The 12,980-nt window shown below is 73.7% G+C and carries 14 protein-coding genes; 5 read left to right on the top strand and 9 right to left on the bottom strand.

Annotated elements, in window-relative coordinates; genetic code table 11:
• The 6 genes from BJ971_RS08635 to BJ971_RS08610 all read right to left on the bottom strand — a co-directional run bounded on the left by BJ971_RS08635 (position 1) and on the right by BJ971_RS08610 (position 4,801).
• Entirely contained in the window at positions 1-291 is a 291-nt protein-coding gene (locus BJ971_RS08635) for a DUF3618 domain-containing protein (RefSeq protein WP_184991416.1), read from the bottom strand.
• On the bottom strand, positions 288-722 hold the full coding sequence (locus BJ971_RS08630) for a phage holin family protein (protein ID WP_184991414.1): 435 nt from the start codon (positions 720-722) through the stop codon (positions 288-290). The genes BJ971_RS08635 and BJ971_RS08630 overlap by 4 nt, the downstream gene beginning before the upstream one ends.
• A gap of 74 nt (positions 723-796) precedes the next feature.
• Complete coding sequence (locus tag BJ971_RS08625; protein WP_184991412.1) at positions 797-1,984, bottom strand: mechanosensitive ion channel family protein; 1,188 nt, start codon at positions 1,982-1,984, stop codon at positions 797-799.
• 15 nt (positions 1,985-1,999) lie between these two features.
• Positions 2,000-2,818 (bottom strand): DUF1206 domain-containing protein, encoded by an 819-nt coding sequence (locus BJ971_RS08620; RefSeq protein ID WP_184991411.1) that lies wholly within the window; start codon positions 2,816-2,818, stop codon positions 2,000-2,002.
• A 39-nt stretch (positions 2,819-2,857) separates the two neighbouring features.
• Positions 2,858-3,187 (bottom strand): hypothetical protein, encoded by a 330-nt coding sequence (locus tag BJ971_RS08615; RefSeq protein WP_184991409.1) that lies wholly within the window; start codon positions 3,185-3,187, stop codon positions 2,858-2,860.
• Between the two features lie 36 nt (positions 3,188-3,223).
• Complete coding sequence (locus tag BJ971_RS08610; protein ID WP_184991407.1) at positions 3,224-4,801, bottom strand: glycoside hydrolase family 3 protein; 1,578 nt, start codon at positions 4,799-4,801, stop codon at positions 3,224-3,226.
• A gap of 186 nt (positions 4,802-4,987) precedes the next feature.
• Between BJ971_RS08610 and BJ971_RS08605 the strand changes: the two genes are divergently transcribed.
• The 3 genes from BJ971_RS08605 (at position 4,988) to BJ971_RS08595 (ending at position 7,379) form a co-directional block, all read left to right on the top strand.
• Positions 4,988-5,128 carry a hypothetical protein gene (locus tag BJ971_RS08605; RefSeq protein ID WP_184999369.1) on the top strand — a complete coding sequence of 47 codons (141 nt, stop codon included), beginning with the start codon at positions 4,988-4,990 and terminating at the stop codon, positions 5,126-5,128.
• A gap of 43 nt (positions 5,129-5,171) precedes the next feature.
• Positions 5,172-6,809 carry a RecQ family ATP-dependent DNA helicase gene (locus BJ971_RS08600; RefSeq protein WP_184991405.1) on the top strand — a complete coding sequence of 546 codons (1,638 nt, stop codon included), beginning with the start codon at positions 5,172-5,174 and terminating at the stop codon, positions 6,807-6,809.
• A gap of 66 nt (positions 6,810-6,875) precedes the next feature.
• Positions 6,876-7,379, top strand: a complete 504-nt coding sequence (locus tag BJ971_RS08595) for a hypothetical protein (protein WP_184991403.1) — start codon at positions 6,876-6,878, stop codon at positions 7,377-7,379.
• Positions 7,380-7,429: 50 nt separating this feature from the next.
• Here the strand turns inward: BJ971_RS08595 and BJ971_RS08590 are convergent, their stop codons facing one another.
• Positions 7,430-8,626: a methyl-accepting chemotaxis protein gene (locus BJ971_RS08590; protein WP_184991401.1), complete on the bottom strand. Its 1,197-nt coding sequence runs from the start codon at positions 8,624-8,626 to the stop codon at positions 7,430-7,432.
• Between the two features lie 122 nt (positions 8,627-8,748).
• On the opposite strand from BJ971_RS08590, the gene BJ971_RS08585 reads away from it, so the two are divergent.
• Both BJ971_RS08585 and BJ971_RS08580 read left to right on the top strand, forming a co-directional pair.
• Complete coding sequence (locus tag BJ971_RS08585; protein ID WP_184991400.1) at positions 8,749-9,588, top strand: helix-turn-helix domain-containing protein; 840 nt, start codon at positions 8,749-8,751, stop codon at positions 9,586-9,588.
• Between the two features lies 1 nt (position 9,589).
• Positions 9,590-9,997 (top strand): VOC family protein, encoded by a 408-nt coding sequence (locus BJ971_RS08580; protein WP_203709197.1) that lies wholly within the window; start codon positions 9,590-9,592, stop codon positions 9,995-9,997.
• Positions 9,998-10,005: 8 nt separating this feature from the next.
• On the opposite strand, the gene BJ971_RS08575 is transcribed toward BJ971_RS08580, so the two are convergent.
• Both BJ971_RS08575 and BJ971_RS08570 read right to left on the bottom strand, forming a co-directional pair.
• Positions 10,006-11,199, bottom strand: coding sequence for a glycosyltransferase (locus tag BJ971_RS08575; protein WP_184991398.1), 1,194 nt, complete (start codon positions 11,197-11,199; stop codon positions 10,006-10,008).
• Between the two features lie 179 nt (positions 11,200-11,378).
• A complete protein-coding gene (locus BJ971_RS08570) occupies positions 11,379-12,968 on the bottom strand; it encodes a phytoene desaturase family protein (protein WP_184991397.1) in 1,590 nt (529 codons plus the stop codon).
• Positions 12,969-12,980 lie beyond the last annotated feature (12 nt).

The raw sequence follows: 12,980 nt of genomic DNA, 5'->3' as shown, positions 1-12,980 counted from the left end.
TCACTTGAGCCTCCCCCGCACGATCAGGATGACGCCGACCAGGGCGGCGCCCGCCACCAGCGCGGCGGCGAACGGCACCGGGTTGCTCCGCACCTTCACGGACGCGTCGTGCACCCGCACCCGCGCCCGCTGCTTGGTCTGCGCGACCTGCTCCCGCGCTCTCGCCTTCACGTCCGCCTTGGCCGCCAGGGCCTGCACGGTCTCGCCGAGATCGGCGCGAGTCTGCCTGATTTCCTCGCGGAGGGCCGTCACATCGGGCCGCCCACCAGCCGATCCGTTCACGTTGCTCATGCCAGGCTCCTGGTCTTGATCGCGTGCTTGACCTCGTCGACGTCCGCCTTCGCGCTGGCCATCGCGGCCGAGGGCTCCGGCGGGACCGCCTTGCTCACCTGCCGCTTGCCGAGCAGCGCCAGGACAGCGGCCGTGGCGAACAGCACCACGGTCACGATCAGCGCGGCCAGCCACAGCGGCAGGAACAGGTCGAGGACGATGATCAGCGTGGCGAACAGCGCGCCGACGCCGTAGAACGCGAACGCCGCACCCCCGCCGAACAGGCCCGCACCGATTCCGGCGTGCTTAGCCTTCTCCGCGAGCTCCGCCTTCGCAAGGGTGATCTCGTCCCGCACCAGGCGAGACAGCTGCTCGGTCGCCTGCTGCACCAACTCCGAGGTGGACTGGTCGGTCACCGGACGGGCCGGGCTTCCGTTCAGGACATCGGCCATGGTGTCCTCCTTCCCAATGACGGCTTAATGCCCTGCGCAGGGCCGGGTCAATCCTCGCAAACCGAGGCCCGGAATTACTGCCGCATACCGGACGTGGAGGCTCTCGAGGGCTCTTCGGGTCCACCGAAGGTGGCGGCCCGCTCGTCGCCGTCGCCCGCGCCGCCGAAGACCCGGCCGTCGTCGGGAGCATCCGAACCGGCCTGCGCCGGCACCGCGGGCCGGTCGGGCGCCACGGGCTCCTCGTTCGCCACGTCGGCGCGCAGCCGCGGCAGCGCGTCGCGCCGGTGCTCGAACACCCAGGCGACCAGCCGCTCGCGGACCAGGCAGCGCAGGTCCCACAGCGAACCGGCGTCGCCGGCGCTGACCAGCGCCCGTAACCGGATCATACCGCCGACCGCGTCGGTCACCTGGAGAACGCAGACCCGGCCGTCCCACAGCTCGGTGCCCTCGCAGACCGCGCGCAGCTCGGCACGCAGGGGCTCGACCGGTGCCGACCAGTCCACGTCGATCTCGGCGGTGCCCAGCACGGCGGAGTCGGTACGCGTCCAGTTCTGGAACGGCTTGGTGGTGAAGTAGGAGGTGGGCAGGATGAGGCGCCGGTCGTCCCAGATCTGCACGGCGACGTAGGTGAGCGTCATCTCCTCGATGCGGCCCCACTCGTTCTCGACGACCACCACGTCGTCGATGCGCACCGCGTCGCTGAAGGCGAGCTGGAGGCCGGCGATCAGGTTGCCCAGCGTGCTCTGCGCCGCCAGCGCGGCGATGACGCTGATCAGGCCCGCCGAGGCGAGCACGCTCACGCCGAGCGCGCGCACCTCGGGGAAGGTCATCAGCATCACCCCGACGGTGACCACCACGATGCCGGCCACGGTGACCCGGCGCAGCATCACCACCTGGGTCCTGAGCCGCCGGGCCTTCAGGTTGTCCGGCACGTCGACCCGCCAGCGCGCCAGCGCGACGTCCTCGAGCACCAGCAGGAGCGCGCCGACCAGCCACGCCGCCGACGCGACCACGAGGAGCACCAGGCCGTGCAGCACGAGCTCGCGGCCGGGGAAGTCCCCGGCGAAGCCGCGGACCGCCTGCTGCACCGCGAACGCGGTGAGCACGGCGAGGAAGGGCCGGTGCGCCGTCGCCGCCAGCTCGCTCAGCAGGGTCGATCGCCGGCCGAGGCGCTTGACGATCCAGTGCACGGCCTCGGCGAGCAGAAGCGCCGAGCCCGCCGCGATGACGACGGCGAGCAGGGCGGTCAGGATGCTGGTCACAGGGCTAGGTATACGTCACACCTTGCGGTAGCGCGACTGCGAGAAGCAGTAGACGCCGTACGCCGCGATGCCCAGCGCCACCAGGCCCAGCAGCCACGGCCCGTACGGCTGGCCGGCCAGCAGCTTGAGCGCGGCGTCGAGGCCGCGCGCCTTCTCCGGGTCGTAGGTGACCGCGGCGGCCACGATCAGGGCGCCGGCGATCGTGTAGGCGACGCCCTTGGCCGAGTAGCCGGCGACGCCGAGCCGCCGGGTCGTCCGGCGCACGGTGGCGTTCATCTGGTGGGTGTTGAGGTGCTTCTCGAACTTGCCGGTGACGCCGTACACCACCAGGCCGATGCCGATGGCGGCGACCGCGATACCGACGATGCCGATGAGCAGGCGGCCGCCGGAACCGTCCATCATGGTCGACGCGTTCTTCTCCTGGCTGTCCCCGGTCGAGGCGTTCACGCCTTGCAGCACCTTGACGCCGATCCAGGCGAAGTAGAGGTACAGCACCGCCCGGAAGCCGGAGACGACCCGCTCGACGAGCGCCGTCCGGCCCCGCACGCCGCTCTCCCCGATCGCGGCCTCGAAGGCCTGCCAGACGGCCAGGCCGATCATCCCGATGACGGAGACGACAACGAGGAACTTGCCGAACGGCTGAGCGGCGAGGTGCTGGATCGCGCCGGACTGGTCGCTCTCGGCCGAGTTGCCGAACGCGACCTGGAGCGCGAGCCAGGCGAAGAGCAGATGGATGACGCCGTACATGACGAAACCACCACGGGCGACCAGCTCGAGGGGCTTGCTGTCGGCGGCGCGTGAGGCCGTGCCTCGGACGTGCTCGGTGGCAGACATGCGACTTGGTTTGACCCGCGCCGCGAATGTTGAAACCTGCTACTGGCGGGCCACCACGAAGCTGATGTTGTCGGCGGTGATGCTGTTCAGCGAGACCTGGAGGCCACCGACGTCGACGGCCTGCTGGCCCTTGCTCAGCTGGATCTGCTCCCCGGCCACCTCGAGGGTCACCGTGCCGGCGTCGGCGCTGACGAACTTGGCCTCCACGCCGAGGACGCTGGCGCTCGCGCTGGTGCTGCGCTCCAGCGTGACGGTGCACTGGTCCAGGCTGCAATCGACGTTGTCGCTGCTGCACCCGGCGAGCAGCGTCAGCCCGAGGGCTGCGGAGGCGAGCAGGGCGGCGAGGCGGCGTACCGGGGGGTTTGTCACGGGACCAGGGTACGGGCCGCCCGCCAGCCGGAGCACTCAGGCCGCGAGCGCCTGCCGGGACGGGTGCGGAACCGAGGTGCCGGCGATGATCTCGGCGGCCGCCTGGCCACAGGCCCTTGTCGCACCGAACGTCGCCAGGTGTATGCCGCCGCTGATCGCGACCGGCACGCCCATCTCCACCACGATCGCGTCGGGCCGCACGGCGAGGGCGTGCTCGAGCGCGGCGGCGATCCACGGGTGCCGGTGCGCGTCCCGCACGACAAGCACCAGCGGGCGCGCGCCGACCCCGGCCAGGATCAGCCCCGCGACATCGGCGACGCCCGCCAGGTCCTCGGCGCTCAGCCGCACCGAGGTCGTGCCCGGCAGCAGCGTGCTCAGCGGCGCGCCGACGCCCCACGGCGTCTCGGCGCCGATGGCGATGTTGCGCTCCGGCGCGAACTCGACGACGTGCGGCGCCCGGGTGAGCGGCAGCTCGGGTGCGGCCGCGGCGGCGGTGACCCGGACCGCGCGGCGGGCGGCGGCCTGGCCGACGGCCGAGCCGCCGATGACCGCCACCTCGTGCGTGGCGGAGCCGGCGGCGTCGGCGACGGCGCGGGCGCCGATCGCGGTCTGCGTCTGCTGCGTCCACGCGGCAAGCCGGCGTACCCGGGCGGCGGCGTCGCGCAGCCGCGCCTCGGTCAGCTCGCCGCTGCGCACGGCGGCGACGATCGCGTCCCGCAGCCGGATCGCGGTGTGCTCGTCGGCGTGGTCGCCGCCGACGCAGATGGCGTCGGCGCCGGCGGCCAGGGCCCGCACCGTGGCGCCCTCGAGCCCGAAGGTGCGGCGCACGCCCTGCATCTCGATGCCGTCGGTGACGATCAGCCCGTCGAAGCCCAGCTCCTCGCGGAGCAGCCCGGTGAGGATGCGCCGGCTCAGCGTCGCGGGCAGGTCGGGGTCGTAGGCGGGCACCAGCAGGTGGCCGGTCATCACCGATTGCACGCCGGCGGCGATGGCCGCCCGGAACGGCACGAGCTCGACCTCGGCGAGGCGCGCCCGGCTGCGGTCGATGAGCGGTACGGCGTGGTGCGAGTCGACGGCGGTGTCGCCGTGGCCCGGGAAGTGCTTGGCGCAGGCGGCCACGCCGGCCTCCTGGAGGCCGCGGATCCACGCCGCGCCGTGCCGGGCGACGAGGTCGGGCTCGGCGCCGAACGCCCGTACCCCGATGATCGGATTGTCGGGGTTGCTGTTGACGTCGGTGTCCGGCGCGTAGTCGAGCGTGATGCCCGCGTGTGCCAGCTCGAGGCCGAGATCCCGGGCGACGGCGCTGGTCAGCTCGGTGTCGTCGATCGCGCCGAGGCCCAGGTTGCCGGGGCGGGAGCTGCCGTGCCGCGACTCGAGGCGGGTGACGTCGCCGGCCTCCTCGTCGATGGCGACGATGACGTCCGGGCGCTCCGCGCGCAGCTGCGCGGTCAGGGCGGCGACCTGCGCCGGCGTCTCGACGTTGCGGGCGAACAGCGCGACGCCGCCCAGCCCCTCGCCGAGCGCGCGACGGACCCAGTCGGGCACCGTGGTGCCGACGAATCCCGGCTGAAGAACCGTCGCCGCCAGCTCCGGCAGTTCCCCATGATTCGGCATAAGTCCGCGTACCTCCGGTGACGACATACGCGCTCAGCGAGCACGTCCCCCAACGTGATCGGCCGGGACCGTCATGGGCGCGGCGACGACTTATGGTCACCCACTTCCGGGTTTCAGTCAACAAACCTTTCTATTAAGCCTACTTAAAGTGTTCGGTCCATCGCTCGTCCGGTTAGGCTGCGATGCGTGCTGAACGACGCGATTCCCCCGGTCCTGGCCGCCTCCGGAGTGGACTGGTCCGAGGTGCACGCCGTGCGCCTGCTCGGCGTCGCGTTGGGGGCATTAGTCCTGTTTTGGGCGATTCGCCGGATGTTCGGCGGCAAATAACCGGCGTTTGCCTGTCGCACCCCTGGGGCACAATGGCCGCTCGATGAAGCTACCCATATACGGCCCCCGCCTGCGCAGGGTCGCCCGCCGGCACTTCGGCTGGCCCGCACTGCGCCCCGGCCAGTTCAAGCCCATGCGGGCCGTGCTGCGCCGCCGCGACGCGCTCGTCGTGCTGCCCACCGGCGCCGGCAAGTCGGCGATCTATCAGATCCCGGCGGTGCTGCTGCCCGGGCCGACGGTGGTGATCTCGCCGCTGCTCGCCCTTCAGCAGGACCAGATCGCCGCGCTCAACGAGCGAGCCGACCCCCGGGTCCGCGCGGTGCGGGTCAGCTCGGCCGAGACGCCCCGCCAGCGGCGCGAGGCGATCCGGGAGGTCGCCGAGGGCCGGGCGGAGTTCCTCTTCATCACCCCGGAGCAGCTCAGCAATCCGGAGTGGACGGCCGAGGTGCGCGCGCTGCGGCCCGGGCTCGTCGCGATCGACGAGGCGCACTGCATCTCCGCCTGGGGTCACGACTTCCGGCCCGACTACCTGTCGCTCGGGCACCTGATCAAGGGCATCGGCCGCCCGCCCGTGCTGGCGCTCACCGCCACCGCGTCGCCGCCGGTGCGCGACGACATCATCGCCCGGCTGGACCTGCACCGGCCCGAGATCCACGTCTCCGGCCTGGACCGGCGCAACCTCTTCCTCGAGGTGGCGCACTGCCCCGACGAGGACTACCGCTGGCGCCGCCTCACCGCGCTGCTCGACTCCTCGCCGCGCCCCGGCATCATCTACGTCGCCACCCGCCGCGCCGCCGAGGAGCTGGCCGAGCGCCTCACCGATGCCGGCTACCGGGCCGACTTCTACCACGGCGGCATGGCCTCGGGCGCCCGCGAGCAGCGACACGAGGACTTCACCGCCGACAAGATCGACATCATGGTCGCCACGTCGGCGTTCGGCATGGGCATCGACAAGGCCAACATCCGCTGGGTGGCGCACGTCGCGCTGCCGGACTCGCCGGACAGCTACTTCCAGGAGATCGGCCGGATGGGCCGCGACGGCGAGCCGGGCCGCGCGCTGCTGCTCTGGCGCGCCGAGGACGAGGCGATCCAACGGTTCTTCAACGGCGGCGCCCCCGACCCGGTGGAGATCCGCGAGCTGGCCGCCGCGCTGCGCGCCGGCCCGGCAACCAAGACGGCGCTCGGGCAGAAGACGGGCCTCGGCACCCGCCGGCTCGGCGCGCTGCTCGGCCTGCTCGAGCAGGTCGGCGCGGCCGTCGCCGGCCACGGCAACAAGTGGACGGTCCCGGTCTTCGCGCCGCTGCCGGCCGCCGCGGCCGAGGCCGCCGCCGCCGAGCACGAGCGACGGCAGGTCGTGCAGCGGTCCCGCAACGACATGATGCGCGCCTTCGCGCAGACCACCGCGTGCCGCACCCAGACCCTGCTCGCCTACTTCGGCGAGAACCTCGCCAAGCCCTGCGGACACTGCGACAACTGCGCCGGCGGCACGGCGGCGCGGACCGAGCGCGCCTCCGGCCCCGAGCCGTTCGCCGTGCACAGCACGGTCCGGCACGCCGACTGGGGCCCCGGCATGGTGATGGGCTACGAGGCGGAGCGCATGACGGTCCTCTTCGAGACCGTCGGCTACAAGACACTCTCCGTGCCGGTCGTGACCGAGCAGCGGCTCCTCACGGCCGGGTAGGCGATTCCCCGCCCCGGGTTCTGGGTAACGTCGACTGTCTCCGACAGCCGAGAGAAGCGAGGATCAGTGACGGACGCACCGCAGTACGCCGAGTTCGGCTTCACCGACAGCGAGTGGGGGCTGCTCGTCGGCCTGCCGCAGTCGGTACTGACCGCCGCGAGCGTGGCGACGCACGACAGCGCCCGCAAGACCCGCGCCGAGACGGCCGCGGGCCTCGACGAGATCGCCGACGCGCGCGCCTCGGCGAGCGCCCTGGTCGCCGCCGTCGCCGGGGCCGTCCTCGACCTGACCGGTGACCCGGAGCGCGGCGAGGTGCTGCCGGCGATCGAGCCGGCCGACCCGGTGGGCTACGCGCAGGACGTGCTGGAGCGCGCCGCGCAGGCGGCGGCCCTGCTGGCCGGCAAGGTCGCGGCGGCGGACGCGGAGACCTACAAGCACTGGCTGGTGGAGATCGCGGAGAGCGTGGTCGGCGCTGCGTCGACCGGCGGCGTCCTCGGCATCGGCGGCGACACCGTCACCGAGGACGAGCGCACGTTCCGCGACGAGCTGGCGAAGACCCTGGCGGGCTGACACCCGCGCCCTGACCGCGCCGGCGCCCTAGGCGCCGGCGCGGTGCCGTCTCAGACTCGGAAGCCGGCGGCCAGGTTCTGGAGCGAGCGGCTCAGCTCGTCGAGCTCGCCGGCCGCGCGCCGGGACTCGTCGACCGAGGACGTCGTGTCCCGGGCGGCGTCGGCCACGCTGCCGATGTTCACCGCGATCTGCTCGGAGGCGGCGGCCGCGTCGCCGACGCTGCGGTTCATCTCGTTCGTCGTCGCGGTCTGCTCCTCGACGGCCGAGGCGATCGTGGTCTGGTAGTCACTGATCCGGGTGATGACCTCGGAGACGTCGGCGATGGCGGCGACGGCGCTCGCGGTGTCGGCCTGGATCGCCTCGACCCGCCGGGAGATGTCCTCGGTCGCCCGTGCTGTCTCCTGCGCCAGGTCCTTGACCTCGCCGGCGACCACGGCGAAGCCCTTGCCGGCCTCGCCGGCCCGGGCCGCCTCGATGGTGGCGTTGAGGGCGAGCAGGTTGGTCTGCTCGGCGATGTTGGTGATCGCCTTGACCACGTCGCCGATCATGCGGCTCGAGTCGCCGAGGCGGGACACGGTGTCGGTGGTGGTCCGGACCGTGTCGACGGCGCCGGCCGCGACGGTGGCCGCCTCGTGTGCGTTGTGCGAGATCTCGCTGATCGACGCGCCCATCTCCCCGGCGCCGGCGGCGACGGTCTGCACGTTGAGGGAGACCTCCTGCGCGGCGCCGGCCACGACGTTCGCCTGCGCCGAGGACTCCGCGGCGCCCTTGGCGATCTGCCCGGACAGGCCGCCGATGCGGCGGCTGGTGTCCGCCAGCCCCTCGGCGCTGTGCGTCAGCTCCGTGATGACCGTGCTGATCGAGGTCAGGGCGGCGTTCGCCGACAGGCCCAGCTGGCCGACCTCGTCGGTGGAGGTCACGTTCACCCGGCGGGTCAGGTCCCCGTCCGCCACCGCGGCCAGCACGCTCGCCGCGTCGTTGATCGGCCCGGTGATGCTGCGGGTGATCAGCCAGGCGACCACGGCCGCGACGGCGGCCGCCAGCAGGCAGACGACCGCCATGGTGGTCACCAGGCCGTCGGCGATGTCACGGGCCTGCGCCGCCCCGGCGTTGTCGACGCCGGTCAGCCCGTCGCTGATCCTGCCTACCTGGAAGATCGCGATCGCGGTGAGCGCGACCATGCTGAGAATCACCACGAGGAAGCCGGCACCGAGCCTGCGTCCGACCTTGAGGTACGAAAACTTCACCTGATCACCTTCGGCAGCGGGTTGCGGGCCGACGGTGGCCCTACCGGTAGGTCGACCGGCCGGGGAGGCACGTGAGGTTTTTGTCGCTCCGCCGCACCCCGTGCGGGTGAGATGCTCGGAAGATGGTGGTGGACGAGTCCGCGTGGGCACGGCCGTGCGCGGCGCTGCGGCCGTACGTCGCGCACTACTCGGGCTGGCGGCAGGTCGGCGTGCCGAGCGTCACACACCGCGGGCTGCCGTCGCCGTACCTGACGCTGGTCCTGACCCTCGACGACCCGCTCGTCGTGTGCGCCGACCCCGATCGGGGGCGGGCGGCGCGGCGCTACGACGCGCTGGTCGGCGGCCTGCACCTGACCCCGACCCTGATCGCGCACGGCGGCCGGCAGTCCGGGGTGCAGGTCGCCGTGCACCCGCTGGGGTGCCGCGCCCTGTTCGGCCTGCCCGCGGGCGAGCTGGCCGGCCTCGACCTCGACCTGGCGGACGTGCTCGGCGCGCCCGGCGCCGAGGAGGTCCGCGAGCTCCTGCGGGCCGCGCCGAGCTGGCCGGGCCGGTTCGCGGCGGTGGACGCCGCGCTGCTCGCGCTCGCCCGGCGCGGCGCCGCCGAGGTGCACCCGGACGTGACGCACGCCTTCGGGCGGCTGCTGGCGACCGGCGGCAACCTGGGTGTCCGGGCGCTGGCCGGCGAGGTCGGCTGGAGCGCCCGCCACCTCACCGACCGGTTCCGGGTCGAGACCGGGCTGGGGCTCAAGGAGGCCGCCCGGGTGGTCCGCTTCGACCGGGCCCGGCGCCGGCTCACCCCGCGTACCCGGCTGGCCGACCTCGCCGCCGACACCGGCTACTACGACCAGGCACACCTGAACCGCGAGTTCCGGGCGATGGCCGGCTGCTCGCCGTCGCGCTGGCTCGCCGACGAGTTCACTTTCGTCCAAGACGCGGCCGCCGCGCGCGGCGACGATGGCTGACATGAACACGACCCCGCCACCCCAGGTGTGGCCCACGCTGCGGGCCCGCGACGCGCGCGCCCTGATCCGGTTCCTGGTCGACGCGTTCGGCTTCATCGAGACCGCCGTGCACGGCGAGGGCGACCGCGTCGACCACGCCGAGCTGGCCTGGCCGCCCGGCGGCGGCATCATGCTCGGCTCGCACCGCGACGACCCGGACGACATTTGGGCGCTGCCGCCCGGCACCTTCGGCGCGTACGTGGTCACCGACGACCCGGACGGGCTGCACGACCGGGCGAGCAAGTGCGGTGCGACCATCGTCAGGGCGCCGGCGGACACCGACTACGGCTCGCGGGACTTCGCCGCCCGCGACCCGGAGGGCAACCTGTGGTCGTTCGGCACCTATCGCGGCGAGCCGCGCACGCCTTAGGGCCTGTCCTAGGCGATCGCCTCGCCGGACCGGCGCCCGGCGACGGTCAGGTACACCGAGCCCAGCTGGGAGGCGACGCGCTTCCACGAGTACGCCTGCCGGGCCCGGTCCAGCGCCGCCGTCGCGTACGCGAACCGGCGGACCTTGTCGTTGACCAGCCGCCGCAGGGCGCCGCCCAGCGCGCGGGGGTCGCGGGCCGGCACCAGGTCTCCGGTGAGGCCGTCCACGACGGTCTCGTTGAGGCCGCCGACGGCGGTGCCGATCACCGGCAGGCCGCAGGCCATCGCCTCCAGCGAGGCCAGCGCGGACTGCTCGTGCCAGGGCGCCGCGACGAGCAGGTCGGCGGAGCGGTACCAGCCCGGCATCTCGGCGCCCGGCACGCCGCCGACCAGGCGGACCCGGTCGGCGACCCGGTAGTGCTCGGCGAGGGCACGCAGCCGCTTGGCCTGCGGGTCGGTGGCGAGCCGATCGGCGGGCGGACCGCCGACGACGACGTACTCGGCGCCGGGGACGTATCGCATGGCCTGGATGACGTCGCCATGGCCCTTGCGCTCGACAAGCGGTCCGACGGACAGGATGCGGGTCCGCTCCGGGTCACGCTCGGCGGCCGGCCCCTCGGGGGTGAAGCGTTCGCTGTCGACGCCAGCGGGGACCACGGTCAGCTGGGTTCGGGGAACGCCGATGCGCACCAGGCCGCGCGCCTCGTCGTGGCTCTGTGCCACCACCCGGTCGACGGCGCGGCCCAGGGCGCGCTCGTAGCCGTTGCGCGACGGCCCGTCCCGGGCGGCGCCGCCGGCGGCGCCGCCGAGCTCGTGGAACGACTGCACGACCGGGATACCGACCCGCCGGGCCGCGGTGACCGCGGCAAGGCCGCTGGTCCAGAAGTGCGCGTGCGCGACCTCGGGGACCCAGTCGGCCTCCCGCCATTCGGTACGCAGCCACTGCGCGAAGTCGCCCATGTGCGACAGCATCCGTTCGGGCGGCAGCGCCCGCGGTGGCCCGGCGGGCACGTGCACGACGTGGACGCCCTCGCCCATCGGCACGACACCGGGCAGGCCGGGCGCGTCCCGGCGGGTGTACACCCGCACGTCGTGGCCGGCGGCGGCCAGCGCGGTGGACAGGTCGGCGACATGACGCTGCTGCGCACCGGCGGCAGCGGTGGGCAGTGGGCTCGCCTGCTCGGAGATCATGGCGATGCGCACAGGGTCCTCCTCCGACAGCTTGGTTCCGGGAGAAGACCGGATTCGAGGCTGCGTCACCCGGCGAGTCATGCCCTACCCCCGAAACCGTAAACATCGCGGGGCGCCAGGTATGTCCAGCCTTGCGGCTATCGTCCAGCCTACCGCTCCGGCACCGGCCCGGGTGCCGTCCGCGCCGGAGCTCAGCGGTACACGGCCCGGTGCGCCGCGCCGACCGCGGCCTGGTAGAGCCGTCCGGTCAGCGCCCGGTCCCTGGCCAGCGCCGCCCGGGCCGCGTTGGCACCCGGCACGCCGTGCACCCCGCCGCCCGGATGCGCCGACGCGCTCGCCAGAAACAGCCGCTCCACCGGGGTGTCCGCCCGGCCGAGGCCCGGTATCGGCCGCAGGAACAGCTGCTGGAACGCCGCCGCCGTCCCGCCGCCCAGCGCACCGCCCACCAGGGACGGGTTCTCCCGCTCCAGGCCGGCCGGCGAGAACACATTGCGGCCGACGACCATCGCGCCGAAGCCCGGCGCGTACTCCTCCATCACCGCCTCCATCCGGGCCACCCGGGCGGCGATCTCGTCCGCCGTCCAGTGCCGGCGGTGCGGCAGGTGGGTGTACGCCCAGGCCGACTCCGTGCCCGCCGGCGAGCGGGACCCGTCCGCCGTGGTCATCTGGCCCATCAGCAGGAACGGATCCGGCGGCGGCTCACCGGTGGCCAGGTGGGCGGCGTACCGGGTCAGCCCGTTCAGGTCGGCGCCGAGGTGCACGGTCCCGGAACCCGCCGCGGCCGGGTTGCGCCACGGGATCCTGCCGTTCACCGCCCAGTCGACCTTGACCGTCGCGCCGTCCCAGCGGAAGAACTCCAGGTCCTGCACGACACGCGGCGGCAGCCACCGGGCGCCGACCAGGTCGAGATAGAGCGCCGGCGCCGGGACGTCGGCGAGCACCGCGCGGCGGGCGCGCCGGGCGCGCCCGTCCGCCGTACGCACACCCATGGCCCGGCCCCGCGCGACCAGGACGCGCGTCACCGGGGTCCCGTAGGTGATCCGGCCGCCGCGCTCCGAGAGGCGCCGGACCAGCGCCGAGGTGATCTGCTGGGCGCCGCCGACCGGCACCGGCCAGCCGACCTCCTGGCCGAGCATCGCCAGCAGCCAGCCGTACACGCCGCCGCCGGCGTCCTCCGGCGACAGGTCGGTGTGCAGCGCGCAACCCGCCAGCGCCAGCGTCGCACCCTCGCCCCGGAACAGCTCCGAGCCGAGGTCGCGCACCGACAGCATCAGGCGGCGGGCCAGCCGCAGCGAGCCGCCGGCCCGCAGCCGCCGGGCCAGGTCCAGACCCGCCCGCACCGGAGGGAACGGCCGGAACAACGCCTCCAGCAGCTGCGGGGAGACCGCGCGCCACTCCTCGTACGCGTGCCGCCAGCGCTCACCGTCGCCCGCCGCGAACCGCTCCATCGAGGCCATCGTGGTTTCCAGGTCGCGGCTGACCGTCGCCGCCCGGCCGTCCGGGAGCAGATGGGTGAACACGTCCGGGGCATGCGTCCACTCCAGCCCGTGCTCCCGCAGATCCAGCGCCTTGAGCACCGGCGAGGCGTAGCCGAGCGGGTAGAAGGAGCTGAACAGGTCGCTGAGGTAGCCCGGCGCGGTGACGTGTCCGGAGCGGACCGCGCCGCCCGCCTGCGGTGTCGCCTCGACGACCTCGACGCTCCAGCCGGCGTCGGCGAGCAGGTTCGCCGCGACCAGGCCGTTGTGCCCCGCCCCGATGACTATCGCGTCAACGGCTTCCACGCCGGCCGCCTC

The organism is Amorphoplanes digitatis (genome assembly GCF_014205335.1).
GTDB lineage: Bacteria > Actinomycetota > Actinomycetes > Mycobacteriales > Micromonosporaceae > Actinoplanes > Actinoplanes digitatus.
Note: the sequence above shows the minus strand (reverse complement) of the source record. Positions and strands in the feature narration are given on the sequence as shown.